This is a genomic window from Paenibacillus sp. FSL H3-0321 (assembly GCF_038002865.1).
GTDB lineage: Bacteria > Bacillota > Bacilli > Paenibacillales > Paenibacillaceae > Paenibacillus_AQ.
On the sequence record NZ_JBBODH010000001.1, the window covers coordinates 3542230 to 3560329 of the forward strand.

At 53.2% G+C, this 18100-nt stretch carries 15 protein-coding genes; 3 read left to right on the forward strand and 12 right to left on the reverse strand.

Translation table 11 applies throughout. From position 1 onward, the window contains the following. Nucleotides 1–210: 210 nt before the first annotated feature. The 5 genes from MHI45_RS15685 to ftsE all read right to left on the reverse strand — a co-directional run bounded on the left by MHI45_RS15685 (nucleotide 211) and on the right by ftsE (nucleotide 6187). The gene (locus tag MHI45_RS15685; RefSeq protein WP_076109724.1) at nucleotides 211–1521 is read right to left on the reverse strand and encodes a PDZ domain-containing protein; all 1311 of its coding nucleotides are present in this window, start codon (nucleotides 1519–1521) and stop codon (nucleotides 211–213) included. A gap of 111 nt (nucleotides 1522–1632) precedes the next feature. Beyond that, the gene (locus tag MHI45_RS15690; RefSeq protein WP_076109607.1) at nucleotides 1633–3102 is read right to left on the reverse strand and encodes a S41 family peptidase; all 1470 of its coding nucleotides are present in this window, start codon (nucleotides 3100–3102) and stop codon (nucleotides 1633–1635) included. Between the two features lie 119 nt (nucleotides 3103–3221). Beyond that, nucleotides 3222–4529: a murein hydrolase activator EnvC family protein gene (locus MHI45_RS15695; RefSeq protein WP_076109608.1), complete on the reverse strand. Its 1308-nt coding sequence runs from the start codon at nucleotides 4527–4529 to the stop codon at nucleotides 3222–3224. 67 nt (nucleotides 4530–4596) lie between these two features. Then, entirely contained in the window at nucleotides 4597–5511 is a 915-nt protein-coding gene (gene ftsX, locus MHI45_RS15700; RefSeq protein WP_076109609.1) for a permease-like cell division protein FtsX, read from the reverse strand. After that, on the reverse strand, nucleotides 5501–6187 hold the full coding sequence (ftsE, locus tag MHI45_RS15705) for a cell division ATP-binding protein FtsE (RefSeq protein WP_038600957.1): 687 nt from the start codon (nucleotides 6185–6187) through the stop codon (nucleotides 5501–5503). Before ftsE ends, ftsX begins: the two co-directional genes overlap by 11 nt. 298 nt (nucleotides 6188–6485) lie before the next feature. Here ftsE and MHI45_RS15710 point away from each other — a divergent pair, with 298 nt between their 5' ends. Both MHI45_RS15710 and MHI45_RS15715 read left to right on the forward strand, forming a co-directional pair. Next, complete coding sequence (locus MHI45_RS15710; RefSeq protein ID WP_076109610.1) at nucleotides 6486–7922, forward strand: VanW family protein; 1437 nt, start codon at nucleotides 6486–6488, stop codon at nucleotides 7920–7922. Nucleotides 7923–8128: 206 nt separating this feature from the next. Beyond that, on the forward strand, nucleotides 8129–8533 hold the full coding sequence (locus tag MHI45_RS15715; RefSeq protein ID WP_076109611.1) for a hypothetical protein: 405 nt from the start codon (nucleotides 8129–8131) through the stop codon (nucleotides 8531–8533). Nucleotides 8534–8553: 20 nt separating this feature from the next. Here the strand turns inward: MHI45_RS15715 and MHI45_RS15720 are convergent, their stop codons facing one another. Beyond that, entirely contained in the window at nucleotides 8554–9156 is a 603-nt protein-coding gene (locus tag MHI45_RS15720) for a DL-endopeptidase inhibitor IseA family protein (RefSeq protein ID WP_076109612.1), read from the reverse strand. Nucleotides 9157–9378: 222 nt separating this feature from the next. Between MHI45_RS15720 and MHI45_RS15725 the strand changes: the two genes are divergently transcribed. Continuing rightward, nucleotides 9379–10164 (forward strand): alpha/beta hydrolase, encoded by a 786-nt coding sequence (locus tag MHI45_RS15725; RefSeq protein WP_076109613.1) that lies wholly within the window; start codon nucleotides 9379–9381, stop codon nucleotides 10162–10164. Nucleotides 10165–10294: 130 nt separating this feature from the next. On the opposite strand, the gene argH is transcribed toward MHI45_RS15725, so the two are convergent. The 6 genes from argH to argJ all read right to left on the reverse strand — a co-directional run bounded on the left by argH (nucleotide 10295) and on the right by argJ (nucleotide 18084). Continuing rightward, nucleotides 10295–11710, reverse strand: coding sequence for an argininosuccinate lyase (gene argH, locus MHI45_RS15730; RefSeq protein ID WP_076109614.1), 1416 nt, complete (start codon nucleotides 11708–11710; stop codon nucleotides 10295–10297). A 128-nt stretch (nucleotides 11711–11838) separates the two neighbouring features. Next, entirely contained in the window at nucleotides 11839–13074 is a 1236-nt protein-coding gene (locus MHI45_RS15735) for an argininosuccinate synthase (protein WP_038597293.1), read from the reverse strand. Between the two features lie 338 nt (nucleotides 13075–13412). Then, a complete protein-coding gene (gene argF, locus MHI45_RS15740; protein ID WP_076109615.1) occupies nucleotides 13413–14381 on the reverse strand; it encodes an ornithine carbamoyltransferase in 969 nt (322 codons plus the stop codon). Then, nucleotides 14378–15664 (reverse strand): aspartate aminotransferase family protein, encoded by a 1287-nt coding sequence (locus MHI45_RS15745; RefSeq protein WP_038597298.1) that lies wholly within the window; start codon nucleotides 15662–15664, stop codon nucleotides 14378–14380. Before MHI45_RS15745 ends, argF begins: the two co-directional genes overlap by 4 nt. A 328-nt stretch (nucleotides 15665–15992) precedes the next feature. Then, nucleotides 15993–16811: an acetylglutamate kinase gene (gene argB / locus MHI45_RS15750; protein WP_076109616.1), complete on the reverse strand. Its 819-nt coding sequence runs from the start codon at nucleotides 16809–16811 to the stop codon at nucleotides 15993–15995. A gap of 40 nt (nucleotides 16812–16851) precedes the next feature. Continuing rightward, nucleotides 16852–18084, reverse strand: coding sequence for a bifunctional ornithine acetyltransferase/N-acetylglutamate synthase (argJ, locus tag MHI45_RS15755; RefSeq protein ID WP_076109617.1), 1233 nt, complete (start codon nucleotides 18082–18084; stop codon nucleotides 16852–16854). Nucleotides 18085–18100 lie beyond the last annotated feature (16 nt).

The window sequence follows — 18100 nt, forward strand, 5'->3', positions numbered from 1 at the left end:
GCCGGGATTACGTTACAGAGAACGGTTGTGGAACGGAGAAGTAGTTCGCAGACAGAAAGTTGTTCCCGGCTTTCTCTATGGATAGGAATACATAGATATACTCAGTACAATTAGAAAAAGGCCTGCCTCCCGCAGTTACGCGGGAATGCAGGCCTTTTTATTGGTTTAGTTGATGGTGTGGATGCAACCACTTGCGAATTCTGCAGCAGGTCAGCCTCCGGCGTTTTCCTGTTTGGGTTCAGCTCCGGCAGGTTTGGTCCGCTTGAGTCTATCTGCCGGAAGGCTGCGGCGACGGGTTCCGGTCTTCATTCCGATGATGCTGAAGATGCTGGAAGGTTTGGCCTCAGCAGTACGCAATTCATCCGGCTCCGGCACCAAAATCATCCCGAGCTGGTGATGGTCGCCGTCATATATCGCCCGCTGCAGATATTTGCTCTCGCCTTCCCGGTTCTTGACCTCCAGCTTGCAGAACGCCGGGTTCATGCGCAGCGCTTCATGCAGCTGCGCCGCTTCGGTCAACAGGACCCCGTTGACCTTCAGCAGAATCTCGCCCGGCAGGATGCCCATCTCCTGCGCGGGGCTGTCCGGCAGCACGGCAAGCACCTTGCGGCCGGCCGGGGGATGCACGAAGATGGGACTGGTACTGCGCTCCTCCAGAGCGCTGTACCAGCTTAAGCCTTCGTGCAGCAGAACAGCGGCGAGCGCCGCGAGCACGGTCAGCGGGCTCCACCAGGCCGCAAGCAGGCTGATGCCCAGCAGGACGATGCTGTATAACAGCAGCCGTCCTGCCGTGCGGGCCGCCTTGCGCCCGGGCAGCATGCTCTGGGTCATCTCGCTGAAGCCGATGATCACCGGCAGCGAGACCAGCCCAAGGCCGCCGCCCAGCAGCGGCTGCCAGGGCAGGTCGCCGATTCCCGCGCCTGAGGGAATCAGCAGGAACAACGGCAGCGGCCAGAAGGCTTGCAGCTGATAGCCGCCGACGACCTTGCCGCGCTTCCCTGCCAGGAAGAGCGGGGTTGCCAGGCGCGCGCCCTGCCAGCGCGCCAACAGCGCTTCCGCGAGATGAAGCAACGCGGCCAGCACCAGCAGCGCCGGGATATCCATATCCCGCAGCGCCGTGGCGAAGGTGCTTAAGCCTCCGCTCTGCAGGCTATCCGGGAAGAAGGAGAGCACAAATTGCGCAACTCCCAGCAAGCCTATGGAATAGGCGAAGCATAAAAACCGCACACGGAACAACATCAATACCAGACTGACCACCCAGATGAGGGCTACCGCAGCCCCGGGCAGTGAAATGCCCAGCGCGATCGCGGCAAGCGAGACGAGCAGCCCCATGACCAGCCCGCTCCAGATCGTCCGCCATGTTTCCCGCCCCCAGCTATGCTGCTTCACATGAATCAGCTTCCGCTCCAGTGCAACCTGCCTGCGGTAATACAGTGCTATAAATATAAGTGCGATATAGTAGTAAGGCTGAAGAAGCAGATGTATGACCGCATTCCCCCAGCTTGTAAGCAGTTCCGTCATCACATTCAAAGACTTCGTCACACTCCTTATCTCCCTGGCTTGACTCCTATTGCAGTGTAATTCAGTATCATCTACCCGTCATAGAAAAAAAGAAGGCTGAATTCAGCCTTCTTACTTTTTCGACGCTGTTGCCTTAATTTCCTTCTGAATCTCTTCGATTGCCTTGTTCCGCTGGTTATCATTGACCGGGTCCTGAATAACCTTGATCAGCGCCAGCTCCATGGCTTCTGCTGTCTTGGCGTCAATGACACCTGTCGATTTCAGCTTCGCCGTGCTTTGGAATTTCTTGACTGCTTCCTTCGTGCCTGCATCAAAATATCCATCTTTGCGGCCCGGCTTGTAGCCCAGACCCTCCAGCATCGTCTGTGCGCTTTTCACATCGGAACTGTTCATGTTGTATTGCAGTGCCACACTTTTGTTAATAGGCGCCACCGAGAAGTAATCAGGCTGGGATACCGCGATATCCGGCTTAATTCCTTTGCCGTGAATCCAGGTGCCATCCGGCGTCAGCCACTTGGCAATGGTAATCTTGAGCAGACTGCCATCCCCGAGTTCCTTTTCAAAACTGGTCTGCACCGTGCCCTTGCCGAATGAATTTTCACCGATCAGCTTGGCCCCGGCCGATTGCTGCAATGCCCCGGCAAGAATCTCCGATGCGCTTGCACTGCCTTTGTTCATCAGCACGACTACCGGGTATTTCTTGCTTGAGCCCTTTGAGGTACTGACCTCGCGCGTTTTGTCCTTATTCTCGACCTGGACAATCGTTTTGCCGGACGGTACGAACTGCTCTGCCATCTCAATGACCCTTTGCAGTACACCCCCGGGATCGTTGCGGACATCAAGGACAAGTCCCTTCATGCCCTGCTTCTCCAGATTAGCCAGCTCTGTCTTGAAGCGCTCAGCGGTATTCATGGAGAACTGGGTCACCTCGATAACACCCACCCCGTTCTTCTCCATGGTCGCATACACAGTCTCCAGCTTCACGTCAGCACGGGTAATTACAAATTTCAGCGGCACTGCAGAACCTGCCCGCTGGATTTGAAGCGTGGCTTCGCTGCCTTTCGGGCCGCGTATCTTGGCTACAGCTGCATTCAGCTCCAACCCCTCCAGCGACTCTCCGTTCACCGACAGGATAACATCCTTGGCCTGAATTCCGGCTTTTTCGGCAGGTGAGCCCTTAATTGGGGACACCACCACTACCTTGCCGTTGTCTGAGGAAACTTCCGCACCGATTCCCGAGAAGGAGCCTTCGATACTCTCCTCGAACTTCTCTGCCGTTTCCTTGCCCATATAGTTGGAATAAGGGTCGCCCAGGGCTTCCATCATACCGTTGACCGCACCATCTATCAGCTTTTCCCGGTCCACAGTCTCGTAATAATTGCCCTCAATCAAACTCAGAGCGGTTCCAAGCTTCTGTGACTCCTTGTCCTCCAGGCCACCGGTCGGCCGCACCGACGCCGCCAGGCCTTCGCCTGCGGCTTGTCCAAATACTTGCACATATCCGGTTACGCCTAAGGTCAGCAGGCTGCCGCACAGCAAGGCGGCGACGATCATAAAGGCCGCTGTGCTTTTCTTTAACATAACGTTCCCACCGTCCCTTCTTGTCCATCTCGTAAAACCCACATTAGTCCGTCCAGGAAAGAACGGTATCTCTCCCAGTATATGCCGTATAACGAATTTATATTTATTAGTGCTAAAAATTAGAGATAAGGCATTGGATTAACCGCTTTTTGATCAATCCGGACTTCAAAATGCAGATGGGGCCCCGTTGAACGACCTGTCGATCCCGATTCAGCAATTACTTGGCCTCGTTCTACCTTTTCGCCTTCTCTCACCTTAATGCCGCCTTCGCGGATATGTCCATACAATGTCCAGACACCGCCGCCGTGGTCAATAATTACGCAGTTTCCGTAACCGCTCCACCATTCTGCAATAATAACGGTGCCGGAGTCCGCTGCATGGATGCTCGTCCCCTGCGGAACTGCAAAATCCACACCCGTATGCATTTTACCAACCTCTCCTGTCACCGGATGGGTACGAGGACCAAAAGGAGAAGAAATACGTGCCTGGCCTACCGGCATCAGGAAAGGACCACTGCCTCCAACATATTCTGAAGAACTGGAACTAGAGCTAGAACTGGAGCTGCTAGCGCTCGCAGCCTCCTTAGCTCTAGCTGCCGCTGCCGCCGCTCTGCGGGCCGCCTCCGCTTTCGCTGCTGCTGCCCTGCGTGCCGCTTCTTCAGCCTTAATCTTATCCTTCTGCACTTCCAAAGCGGAACGTTCACTGGCAAGCTGCACTAGCTTGGCGTTCTGCTCTTCACTGATATCATCCGTGTCTTGTATTTCCTTGTCATAATAAGCAATAAGTTCCTGTCTCTGCGCTTCTCTTTCCTTAAGCACGCTGCGCTGGGATTCCAGATTCGTGTACAACTGCTTGGCCTGGGCATATTGCCCTTCAAGCTCCTGCTTTTTCACAATAACGGTCTGCTTGTCCACTTTGTGCTGCACCAGCAAATCCTGATCCTGATCCACAATCATCTTCAGCGAATCGGCCCGGTCGAGAAAATCCGCAAAGCTCTTTGAAGACAGCAGCACATCAAGGTACGATACCGCCCCATCTGTATACATCAGCCGAACGCGCGATTCCAGCAATTTCTCCCGGGAAGCTACACGCGCTTCTGCTTCATCCAGCTCGGCCGCGGTAACATTAAGCGACTCTTCGGTGCTGGCGATTTTGCCGGAGGTGGTCTTCATTTCGCCTTTCACTTGTTCTATTTGCTCCAGCACATTCTGGAGATTAAGCGTTGTCTTGTTCTTATAGTGCTGGGCTTCCTGATTGCGTGATTCCGCTTTTTCCTGTGCAGCCTTGGCCGTCTGCACCTCTTGCTGCAGCTTCTTCAATTGCTTGTCAATTTCAGCGACACTTGTCTTCTTGGCATATCCGTCAGAGGGTCCTACTAAAGTGACAACCAGCAGTGCAGCGGCTAATCCGGCGGCAATCTTCTTCAACTCGCACTCCCCATCCTTTATTCTCAAATATTATCGTTTCGTAATTTTAGTAGTATTGAATGAAGACTTATACTTTCAAAAACTTGCGTATCGACACGGTACTTCCCCACACACCGATCAGCACTCCCAGGCCAACCAGCAGCCCGCAGAGCATCAACCAAATATCCTCAAAGGGAACAAGTTTCAGCCCAAGCATCGGATCTCCCTGTACGGAAGCCACGAGACCAGTGTAACCGACGTAGAGGGCACCTGAGGTAACCAGCGATCCGATCAGACCAATGAGCGCACCTTCAATAAAGAACGGCCAGCGGATAAAATAATTCGTCGCACCCACCAGCTTCATGATGCCAATCTCCTTGCGGCGGGCAAGAATGGTCACCCGGATCGTATTGGAGATCAGGAACATCGACATCAGCGCAAGCCCTGCCACAAAAATAAAGCCGATGTTACGCACAGCACGCGTTACTTTGAACAGCGTCTCTACCGATCCTTTGCCATAGTTTACTTTAAAGATTGGCTGCTCTTTGTGGGTCTTGTTGAGTGCTTCAATCTTTCCGGAGACAAAAGGAACGGTTTTGGGTTCGATAACTTCCACCAGCAGCTTGTCCGGCAGCGGATTATTATCTACATCAAAACCTTCCAAAAGCTCGGCGGCATCCGGGCCCATATCTTCGCGGAATTCCTTTAGCCCCTGCTCCTTGGAGACGAACTCAACCTTGCTGACTTCCGGCATGCTGCCGATTTCGTTCTCCACCGTTTCACGCATCTTCTGATCCGTATTCAGCGCTAAATGCACATTGATCTGCACCTGGCTGTCCGCCTTGTCTGCGACGGAATTAACATTAAGCACTAGCAATATAAATACGCCTAGGACGAAGAGAGAGACGACAATGGATGTGATGGAAGCCACCGACATCCAACCGTTGCGGAATACGTTTTTGAAGCCTTCCCGCACATGCCGCAAGAAGGTCTTAAAACTCATAACCGTATTCCCCTCTCACCTGGTCTCGAACAATGTTACCGTTCTCTATAGCCAGCACCCGCTTACGCATTTTGTTGACAATATCTCTGTTGTGGGTAGCCATTACAATGGTCGTGCCGCGAAAATTAATCTCGTCAAGAAGCTGCATAATTCCCCATGAGGTCTCGGGATCCAGATTGCCGGTAGGCTCGTCCGCAATAATAACGGAAGGATTGTTGACGATGGCCCGGGCAATCGCGATCCGCTGCTGCTCCCCGCCCGACAGCTGCGAAGGCTCACGGCCCGCTTTGCTGCGGAGACCTACCAGGTCGAGCACTTCATTGACACGTTTCTTAATGATCTTCTTCGGTGCTTCAATAACCTCCATAGCAAAAGCGACATTCTCGTAAGCTGTCAGCCTGGGCAGCAGGCGAAAATCCTGAAACACAACGCCGATATTACGGCGGACATAAGGGATCTTGCGCGGCTTGAGCTTACCTATATTAAACCCGCCTACAGATATCTGTCCTTTGGTCGGAGTTTCTTCTCTATAAATTAATTTCATGAACGTTGATTTCCCTGCGCCGGACGGTCCGACGATATAAACGAATTCATTGCGATCGATCTTAACGGATACACCTTGAAGGGCATGGGTTCCGTTCGGGTAGGTCTTCCATACGTCCTGCATTTCGATCATCTTATCACTTCCCGATTCTGACATATTGCTCCGGCCCCTGCCTTTCGACAGTAAACAGCGGGAGCTTCCATAAACTGCATTATTATCGCAGGCGTATCTATTGTAACAAATCCGTAACCGATTGAGTACCCGAAAGTTTTGCCGGAGCCGCACATATACATATATAAAAGCGTGATTGTTGTCCCCTGTACATATATATCGGTTAAAGAAACCGTTCTTTAAGCATTGTTACTACTAGCATTGTTACTATGGCCCGCGCCGCTTCAAGCGCCAATCCGCCCCCAGAAGGAGAATTTTCATGAAAAAAATCCACGCTGCGCTTATCGCTTTGATCGGGCTCATCCTTGCCGCTTCTCTTTTCGCCGGAGCGCTTCATTTATATGGGAGCCAGAAAACCCTTCCGGAGGACACCTATTTGGCAGGCTGGAACATCGGCGGAATGGACATCGGCGAGGTCCGCAACGGATTAAATACACGGCTGGAGGCGCTGGAGGCGGTCCCTCTTATCCTGAAGGCGGAGGGTAATACGGAGTTGACCCTCACGCTGAAGCAAGCGGGAATGACCTACGAAGCGGAACATTTCCTCCGGGGACTGAAGGAGCTGACAGAAGGAAGACTCTTGGACCGGGTGCGCGCCCGCCGGAGTTTCCCCCGCAGCTGGAGCTTCGGTGCCCATCTGGAGATCAGCCAACTCCAGAACAGCTTAAGCCCGGCCTGGGAAAGAGAGTCTTTTGGCATTCCCGTTGACGCCACGCGGCGGATTACTGAGGATGACCGGGTAGTCTATACACCAGAGAAGACCTCCTACGAGGTGGATTGGCACGGACTGGAGCTTGCCCTCCGGGCAGCCCTGCCAACCAGACTCAGTACCGTAGATTCTTTGCAGGGCAAGGGAATCACTCTTGAAGTGCCGTTGGCCGTCCAGGAGCCTGCAGTCACACTTAGGGCTTTGAAAGACCAGGGGATTGAACGGAAAATCACCCAATTCAGCACTTCACTCGGTACAAGCGGACCCGGGCGGTCCTTTAACGTAGAAGCCGCCGCCAAAGCCGTCAACGGTACAATGCTCCCGCCGGGCGCTGTGTTCGATTACGGTAAAGCGATTGAAAAAGCTCAGGTTGAATACGGCTTCCGTGAAGCACCGGTCATTGTGAACGGAAAGCTGCAGCCCGGCACTGGCGGTGGAATCTGCCAGGTCTCCAGCACCCTCTACAACGCCGCACTCCGCTCGGGGCTGGAAATTGTGGAGCGGCGCAATCATTCGCTGCCGGTCAGCTATCTGCCCAAGGGACAGGATGCAACTTTCGCCCAGGGCTACATCAATTTCCGCTTCCGCAACAACACCGGTAAATACTTGATTATTAAAGCTGCGGTACAGGGGCGCACCTTAACTGTAAAGCTGTTCGGAACGTTCCCGAAGAACGTTTCCTATTCTGTCCACTCCCAGACTGTGGAGGTGCTGCCGCCGACCGATAAGTATGTAGGCGACTCCTCGCTGCCTCCCGGCGGAACACGGGTACTGCAGAACGGCAAAACCGGCTATGTGGTTGAGACCTATATTACCCGCTATGAGGACGGCAAAGCCGTAGAGAAGACAAAGCTCTCACGCGATGTCTATCCGGCGCAAAAACGGGTCATCGCCATCAACCGCGGCGGCATGAGCAGATCCACCCTGCCGGAATCACCCAAAAAGCAACTGGTTGAGGATGGCGTACGCAGCAGTCAACAGCAGTGAGCCTTCCCTTTACTGGCGGACATTACGGAAATTCGAAAAAGACGGTCAGCAGCGGATGCTCTGACCGTCTTTTTGGGAAGTATAAGGAAGCATTCGTTGCACGCCCGTTTATATCCATTTTACACTCTGATAATCTACAGCGCCACCACAGTTAATGGTAAGACGTTACACTGAAAGTAAACTAACATCGGAAAGGATGAATTACTATGAGCACAATACTTGCATCCGGGCTGCCCTCCGTCGTCCGCAGCGCTCCTGCCGTCTACGCCTCCCGCACCTGCCGTGAAACGCTGCGTGTCATGTTTCAGCATCCAGAATCCAAATGCATTGTCGTCTGCAACTCCGTGAATGAACCTGTTGGCCTGCTGATGTGCGAGCGCTTCTTTTTGAAAGCCACCGGACGTTTGGGCATGGATCATTTCTACAGAGAATCTATAACCAAGCTGATGAACTGCAAGCCGCTGATTACAGACATCTCCGCCTCCCCAGACAACGTGCGGGCTGAAGCAATGAACCGCCCCGAGCCTATGAGAAATGATTGCATTATTATTACGAGCAACGGCAAGTTCGCCGGTGTTGTCTACCCTTCAGATCTACCTCAGCCCGAATAGCAAACCCACTTCACTGCCTCTTAGAAAAGAATGTCCGGTGACGTGTCAATCCTCCAGTACCCGTTCACTTTCTTCAGGTTGACTATTACAGTCTCATTTGGTCCCTGGCCCTCGGGATAAGGCACACTAAGCTCGAACACCGCCGAGGCTGTGTCTTTTGAGATCATTCTGGCCTTAGCCTTCTCATATTGCAGCAAATTGCCCATGTCGGCATTCACCTGCGCCATTCTCCCCTTATACTCCAGAAATTGATTCTGTACATAATAAGCTGCCGCCTTGTGGGTATACGCACGTTTTATGTAACTGAGCAGTTTCTGCTTCGTTCCGAGATCACTGGAAAGAAACCGGTATTCCATAGCATTATACTGAAAAAGCTCCGGCATATATGCACTTCCTCCGCGATGCGTATACGTATACAAAGCTTTGGCATGGGCCACCAGCGGAACCACGCTATTGACTGTTAAATTATTGACCAATGCCGGCCCCTCTTTTCCCGGTGCCACTGCGGCTACGCTTTTTACTCCTGTATTCGAGAGCGGCGGTGAAGCCGCCAGTGCCCCGCTTCCCGCAGATAACAGCCCCAGGGAGAGAGCTAATGAACCGATCATCCACTTCTTATTCATCCTTTAAACGCCTCCTTCATTGTCTTTAAAAATTAGCAGAGCTCAAATGCTTCCATTGCAGCGATAGCTGCTTTATAGCTTACGGTGTCCCGTAAGCTAAAATACCCAATCCCGCTTCTTATGAAAACGGATTTATGTCCGGCAAGCACAAAAAAAGCTCCGCCGAGGATGTATATCGGATTTGCACTATGGTATTATTTGGCTGAGAGGAGGAGTGAATAAATGGCTTTAATAGATTGCAAATTTTATTCGGAAGTATTGGGACTGAACACTTCGATGACTGTCATTTTGCCGCAGCAAACCACTACACAGATCGGGCTCAGCAATGTAAAACGGGGTGATCTTCACCCGACGCTGTTTTTGCTGCATGGCTTGTCTGATGATGACTCCATCTGGCTGCGCCGGACTTCAATCGAACGGTATGTAGCGAAACTGGGGATTGCTGTGGTTATGCCGCAGGTACATCGCAGCTTTTATACGGATATGGCCTCAGGGGGCAATTACTGGACGTTTATCAGTGAGGAATTGCCTGCGCTGGCGCGCTCCTTTTTCCCGTTGTCAGCGAAACGTGAGGATAACTTCGTGGCTGGCCTCTCAATGGGTGGTTATGGGGCGATCAAGCTGGGTCTGCGCAAGCCGGAGGTTTTTGCCGCTGCTGCAAGTCTGTCGGGGGCACTCGATATGGCCCATCATTTCTTGAACTCGGAAGATGCCTCGAAGAAAAGTAAAGAGTACGAGCTGATCTTTGGCAAAAAAGACATCGCAGGCACTCCGGATAACTTATTGTGGCTGCTTCAAGAAGTTGACGGCTCGAAGGGACCCAAACCGCTGCTCTACCAGTGCTGCGGCACCGAGGATTTCCTGTACGAGGATAATCAGGCCTTCCGTGAAGCCTGCAGCAAGACGTCATTGCCCCTCACTTATGAGGAAGGCCCGGGTGAACATGAATGGGGCTACTGGGACACCAAGATCCGCGATGTGCTGGCCTGGCTGCCATTATCGAAATAGGCTTTTCTCTGCCAATGCAGAGACATTCCCCTAGTATAGAAAAAAGACTGTCCTCCCGCATCCTAAGATACGGCTGAAGACAGTCTTTCTTGATTTAAGCTCTTTCGATGATGCGTTGGCCAAAAGTTAACTATTCAGCGGCGTTCCCATGCTGCACTACCCATTTATTGGCCTCAAGCAAGGAAGCCTCTGCCCGTCCAATCGCTGCTTTCACCTGCACAGTGGCTGTGCCGCCGTACACGTTGCGCGCATCCACCACTGCTTCCGGCTGCAAGACTGCATAGATCTGCTCGTCGAACAGCGGCGAGAATTGCTTGAATTCCTCCAGCGTCAGATCGAGCAGGAATTTCCCTTCGTTAATGCAGAACAGTACGGTTTTGCCAATGACTTCATGGGCCTGGCGGAAAGGCAAGCCTTTGCCGACCAGGAAGTCTGCAATATCGGTCGCGTTGGAGAAGTCGGTATTCACCGCTTCACGCATCCGCCCCTTATTCACCTTCATGGTGGAGATCATTGGTGCAAACAGCTGCAGCGCCCCTGTAAGAGTGGCTACTGTATCGAACATGCCTTCCTTGTCTTCCTGCATATCCTTGTTGTAAGCCAGCGGCAGAGACTTCAGTACGGTCAGGAGGCCAATCAGGTTGCCGTAGACGCGGCCGGTTTTGCCCCGCACCAGTTCCGGCACATCCGGATTCTTCTTCTGCGGCATAATACTGCTGCCGGTACAGAAGGCATCATCCAGCTCCACGAAGCTGAATTCCGTGCTGCTCCACAGCACCAGCTCCTCGCTTAGCCGGGACAGGTGGGTCATGATCAACGAGGCGTTCGCCAGAAACTCAACGATAAAGTCACGGTCGCTGACTGCATCCAGGCTGTTCTCGTACACACTGTCGAAGCCAAGCTGTTCCGCTACAAAATGGCGGTCAATCGGGAATGTAGTTCCCGCCAGCGCGCCCGCTCCCAACGGCAGTACATTGATCCGCTTATAGCTGTCCGTCAGGCGCTCCGCATCCCGGCGGAACATCGACACATAAGCCAGCAGGTGATGGGCGAACAGGATTGGCTGTGCCCGCTGCAAATGTGTATAACCGGGAACAATCGTCTCCACATTATCCTTCGCCTGGCCGATCAGCGCTTCCTGCAGTTCATGCAGCAGCCCAACCAGCTCTACTACCCGATTGCGCAAGTATAGATGCATGTCGGTCGCCACCTGATCGTTGCGGCTGCGTCCGGTGTGCAGCTTCCCGCCGACTGGACCGATTTCCTCAATCAGGTTCTTTTCGATATTCATATGAATGTCTTCATCCGCTACGGAAAAAACAATCTCTCCCGCCCGAACCTTATCCAGCACCTTATTCAGACCCGCCTTGATCGTTTCTACATCGTCCTTCGGCAAAATCCCGCATTTGCCCAGCATTGTGACATGGGCCAGACTGCCCTGCACATCCTCTTCGGCCAAAGCCTTATCGAACCCGATGGAAGCCGTATATTCCTCCACCAGCTTGTTTGTTCCTTTGGTAAAACGTCCGCCCCAAAGCTTGCTCACCTGTTTTTTCCTCCTCTGTTGACGCCAGAAGGGCCGCTCCTGTCCTGACGGGAGGAACGGCCTTCGGATGTCTGCTTAATTAAGCTGAACTTATTTCTTGACTAATACCGCCGCGCGGTTAAAATACTCTACTTCTTGGATTCCGCTACACCTGCTGAAACCTTCAAACGCAGGGCATTCAGACGGATAAATCCTGTGGCATCGCCTTGGTCATAAGCTTGTGTAGGATCAGCTTCCATCGTCGCGATATCCGGGTTGTACAGGCTGACCGGACTCTTGACGCCGGCACCGATGATATTGCCTTTGTAGAGCTTGAGACGCACCGTACCAGTCACGTTCTGCTGGCTTTCTTTGACCAGAGCCTGTAGAGCAAGACGTTCAGGCGCAAACCAGAAGCCGTTATATACCAAAGTGCTGTAACGGGTAATGAGGCTGTCGCGCAGGTTCATCACTTCACGGTCCATGGTGATGGACTCCATCTTGCGGTGTGCCGTGAACAGGATCGTTCCGCCCGGAGTTTCATACACACCGCGGCTCTTCATACCGACAAAACGGTTCTCCACCATATCTACGCGACCAATACCGTGCTTGCCGCCCAGTTCATTGAGTTTCTCCATGACTTGCAGCGGGGTCAAAGCTTCGCCATTCAGCGCAACACAATCTCCTTTGAGGAAATCAAGCTCCAAATATTCCGCCTCGTCCGGAGCATCCTCCGGCGCGTTGCTGAGCAGGAACATTCCCTTGTTCTCCGGTGCGCTTGGATCAAACCAAGGATCCTCCAGCACGCCGCTCTCATAGCTGATATGCAGCAGATTGCGGTCCATGGAATACGGTTTTGCCGCTGAGGCCTGTACCGGAATTCCGTTGGCTTCCGCATAAGCGATCATTTCTGCACGGCCCGGGAACTGGTTGCGGAACTCTTCGAGCCGCCAAGGTGCGATAACGTTGATGTTCGGAGCCAGTGCAGCTACACCCAGCTCAAAGCGTACCTGGTCGTTGCCTTTGCCTGTTGCGCCATGGGCAATGGCCGTAGCGCCTTCAGCGATCGCAATGTCCACCATCCGCTTGGCGATCAGCGGACGGGCAATGCTGGTGCCCAGCAGGTACTGTCCTTCATAAAGTGCGCCCGATTGGAACATCGGGTAGATGAAGTCATTCGCGAACTCGTCGCGCAGATCATCAATGTAGACTTTGGAGGCGCCGGTCGCCAGTGCTTTTTCCTCCAGACCATCCAGCTCTTCCTTCTGGCCGATATCGGCTGTAAAAGCAATGATCTCCGCGTCATAGGTTTCTTTCAGCCACTTTAGAATGACCGAGGTATCCAGTCCGCCGGAATAGGCGAGTACAATTTTTTCTTTAGCCATGAAGAAGCAACTTCCTTTCGTGTGGGGGGGTATAGGATGAACTTCAAAAATTCGCTTATAGAACTCCGGTGATCAGGCGCAACTGCGTGAAATGTTTAGACTTTCGGCCGCTGTTATAATCAGATTTCTATAATTTCAGTCTGCGTTCGCAGATGAAATCTGATTATAAAGGCGGACGCTATCGCTCCTACAGTTCCAAACTTTCACTCCGTTGCTCCGCACCGGAATTCTAACGCTGTTTATTAAGTTCAACCTATATAGTGTTTTATATAGTATAAGACCAAGCAAGCCCCTTGCAAGATCAATCTTTATTCACTCTAAACCTAAGGCTAAATTAATTAGCCCATAAGCGCGGCCATCAGGGCCTTCTGCGCATGCAGGCGGTTCTCGGCCTGGTCAAAAATGACCGAATTCGGACCGTCGATTACACCGCTACTGACCTCTTCCTCGCGGTGGGCCGGCAGGCAATGCAGGAACAGGTAGTCGCTCTTCGCGCCTTTGACCAGTTCCTCATTGACCTGGTAGTCCTTGAACGCCGCTTCGCGGGCCAGCTGCTCGGCCTCAAAGCCCATGCTCGCCCACACGTCCGTGTAGATGACATCGGCATCCTGTACCGCTTCCTGCGGGCTGCGGGTGATGACGATGACAGAGCCGGTCCCCTTGGCGATCTCCCGCGCTTCCGCGACGACAGCGGCATCCGGCTCATAGCCTTCCGGTCCGGCGATGGAGACATGCACACCCAACTTGGCTCCGCCGATCAGCAGGGAATGCGCCATGTTGTTGCCGTCGCCGATATATGCCAGCTTCAGCCCTTTAAGCTTGCCCTTGTGCTCATAGACCGTCTGGTAATCCGCCAGCACCTGGCAAGGATGAGCCAGGTCGCTTAGTCCGTTGATTACAGGGACTGAGGCATAACGCGCCAGATCCTCCACTTTATCATGGCCAAAGGTACGGATCATGATGCCGTCAAGATAACGGGACATTACCTGCGCCGTATCCCCGACCGTTTCTCCGCGTCCAAGCTGAATGTCATTTTTGCTTAAGAAAAGCGCATGTCCGCCCAGCTGATACATTCCCACTTCAAATGAAACCCGTGTGCGGGTCGAGGATTTCTCGAAGATCAGCCCGATCGTCTTGCCCTTTAGCGGCTGGTAGACCTCGCCGTTCTTTTGCTTCTGTTTCAGCTCGATGGCCAAATCGATCAAATACGTGATTTCTTCCGGACTGTAATCGTTCAGCTCCAGTAAATCACGGCCTTTGAGCTGCTGTGCGATTGTATTCGCAGCGTTTTGTACACCCTGGCTCATGAACCTGCCTCCCCGTTTTCTTTGTTAGCATAAGTATGAATTAGTTCGGAAAGGATGTCCACCGCCTGGTGGATCTCCTCTTTGCTTACATATAAATTAGGCAGCAGCCGAATCACATTCGGTCCGGCCTGTACGAACAGCAATCCCTGCTTCTGTCCGGCCAGCACAATATCGCTTACCGGCGACTGGCATTCGATGCCGATCAACAAGCCTTTGCCGCGAATCTCCTTCACAAACGGCGTATCTGCCAGCTTCTCTCCCAGCAATCCGGTGAGGTACCGGCCCATTTCGGCTGCGCGCTGCGGCAGCTCATCTTCGAGCATCGTCTCGATGGTCGCTTCCATTACCGCTGCGGCAAGCGGCGTGCCCCCGAAGGTGCTCGCATGGCTGCCCGGGCTGAAGGCTTCGCGCAAATAGCCTTTGCCCAGCATAACCCCCGCCGGAAAACCGCTGGCCACACCTTTGGCCAAAGTGAAAATATCCGGCTCAATGCCGTAATGCTGATGTGCAAACAGCTTGCCGGTACGGCCCATGCCGGTCTGCACTTCATCGACGATCAGCAGCAGACCATGCTCCTTGCACAGTTCCACCACTGCGTCCAGGAACTCCTGCTGCACCTCAAGCACGCCGCCTTCCGCCAGCACCATCTCCAGCATAATGGCTGCGGTATTCTCGGAGATCGCTTCCTTAAGCGCCGGAAGATCATGCAAAGGCACCGTCTTAAAGCCTGCCGGAAGCGGCAGGAAGCCTTCTTTAACCTTCTGCTGGCCGGTAGCCGTAAGTGTCGCCAATGTGCGGCCATGGAAGGATTGTTCGAACGTGATAACCTCATAACGCCCCGTGCCCTTTACCTTCTGGTGATAGCGGCGGGCCAGCTTGATCGCAGCCTCATTCGCTTCTGCTCCACTGTTGCAAAAGAACACCTGATCCGCACAGCTGTTGCCCGTAAGCAGCGCAGCTACCCGGTCCTGGCCCGGAATGTGGAACAGGTTCGACACATGCCATAGCGTATCAATCTGCGCCTTCAGCTTCGCGCCAACCTTCTCCGGAGCGTGCCCCAGACTGGTCACAGCCAGACCACACATGAAATCGAGATATTTATTGCCCTGATCATCCCATACCCAGCTGCCTTTGCCCTTGACCAGACTGATGTCATATCTGGCGTAGGACGGGAATACCGCACCCAGCTTGGCAGGAGCAGCCCCCTGATCCTCCAGTTCCGCTGAACGGTTTTCCGTTGCCCCTGTCAAAGAATCCTTTTCCGCTTGCGTTAGCTTACTCATTCTTAGTCACTCTCCCACCATGCTGCTTCCGGTACTCCGGCAGCGCTGTAATTTTGTGATTCCAATCAGAATGCGGCTGTGCAGTACATCTTCTCTTGCATTCTATCAAATTCAGCTACATAAGTTGAACTTTAGATTTACCGATCCGGCATAGAACGCAACTGCGGTGAATGTTTGGACTTCCGGCCGCTGTTGTCTACAGATTTCTTGAACAATACCGCTCTTAGCGGTAGAAATCCGTAGACAAAGGCGGTCGCTGTCGCTCCTACAGTTCCAAACTTCCCCTCCGCTGCTTTTGCCTCTAGGTAGTTCTTTTGTTCAACTTATATTAGGAAGAAATAATGCTCGTTCCCAGCGATTCGCCCTGCAGCACACGGCTGAGTACTTTCGGCTCCTTGCCGTCCACAATAACGACCTCCGACACACTGCCCTGAATGCAGTCCATCGCGGCCCGCACTTTAGGAATCATCCCGCCGTAGATTTCGCCGCTTTCGATCAATTCTTCAATCTCCGCCACCGTCACCGACGGAAGCACAATCTTCTGTCCTTCCACTGTACGCATAATGCCCGGAACATCCGTCACTACAATCATTTTGGGCGACTCCACAAAAGAAGCCACCGCTCCGGCTGCTGTATCCGCATTAATATTGTAGCGCTGGCCTGCTGCATCCACACCGATAGGAGCAATTACAGGAATATAGCCCAAATCAAGAATACCCTTGATAATCTCTGCTTTGACCCCGGTTACTTCACCGACCTGGCCCACTTCATCGCTGTTCGCTACCGGTTTGGCCATGATGAGATTCCCGTCGACACCGGATAGGCCAATTGCCTGCCCGCCGCTGCCCTGAATTCTTCGGACAATCGCCTTGTTGATACTCCCGGCCAAGGTCATCTCCACCACATCCAGCACTTCCTCGGTCGTCACCCGCAGGCCATTCACGAAACGGCTCTCAATACCTAGCTTCGCCAAATTTCCAGAGATCGCCGGGCCACCGCCGTGAACGATCACAGGCTTCACACCGCTGCTCTGCAACTCTTTTAAATCCTCAAAAAAAGAGTCAGGCAATGCCGCCAGCGTACTGCCGCCGCATTTCATCACGAACAGCCCGCCGGCCTTATTCTTCTCTATACGTTCATCGGTCATAGTATCGGTATCCTTCCCATGGACTTATGCAACAGGTTGGTCAGGTACGGTAGGCCGCATTGATCCGCACATAATCATAAGTGAGATCACAGCCCCAGGCTGTAGCCGTACCATCCCCATCAGATAAAGCTACGGTAATCAATATCGTATCGCTCTTTTGCAAATAGTGAAGTGCCTTCTCTTCATCAAAAGCAACCGGACGCGACTGCTTCAGCACCTCAATCTCTCCCAGCGAAATGTCTACACGCTCTGGTGATACAGGCACTCCCGCGCGTCCCACCGCAGCAATGATTCGTCCCCAGTTGGCATCCGCACCGAATATCGCCGATTTGACCAGACTGGAGCCGACCACCGTTTTGGCAATTGCACCTGCAGCCTCATCATGGACTGCCCCGCTGATCTGCACTTCAATAAGCTTCGTTGCACCTTCGCCGTCACGGGCAATTGCCTTGGCCAACGTCTTGCAGACATGTATAAACGCAGCAGCAAAAGCGTCCCAATCCGGATGAAGCCGCGTCAGCTTCTCATTGCCGGCCAGACCACTGGCCATCGCTACCAGCATATCATTGGTGCTCGTATCTCCATCCACCGTGATCATATTAAATGTTGAATTGGTAGCCATGCGCAGCAGGGTCAGCAGAGCTTCCCCATCAATGACCGCATCCGTGGTCATGAAGCCCAGCATCGTGGCCATATTGGGATGAATCATTCCCGAACCTTTAGCCGCTCCGGCAATTGTAACTTCCTCGCCGCCGACCAGCACCTTCACGCAGCATTCTTTTTTCACCAGATCGGTAGTCAAAATAGCCTGGCAGAATTCCTCCGCACCAGCCGCTCCCCCATCCAGCTTCTCCGGAAGTCCGGCAATTCCGCTGCGTACACAATCCATCTTCAGCAGCTCACCGATTACCCCGGTAGAAGCAACCGCAACATCCAGCTCATTCACACCGAGATGACGTGCAGCAGCGGCACGCATTTCGTAGGCATCGGCTTCTCCCTGTTCACCGGTGCAGGCATTGGCGTTTCCGCTGTTTACAATTACCGCCTGCAATACCCCGTTCGCCAGACTTTCCCGTGTCACCTTCAGCGGAGCAGCCTGAAATACATTGGTCGTATAGACAGCAGCAGCCGTGGCAGGTACCTCGCAAAGGATGGCCGCAAGGTCATTGCGGTCGGTTTTTTTGAGGCCGCAGTGCAGCCCTCCAGAGGTAAATCCCTTCGGTGCAGTTATACTTCCGCCTTCCAAGACGGTATAAGCTTTAATCTCATTCATTGTATGTTTGACCGCT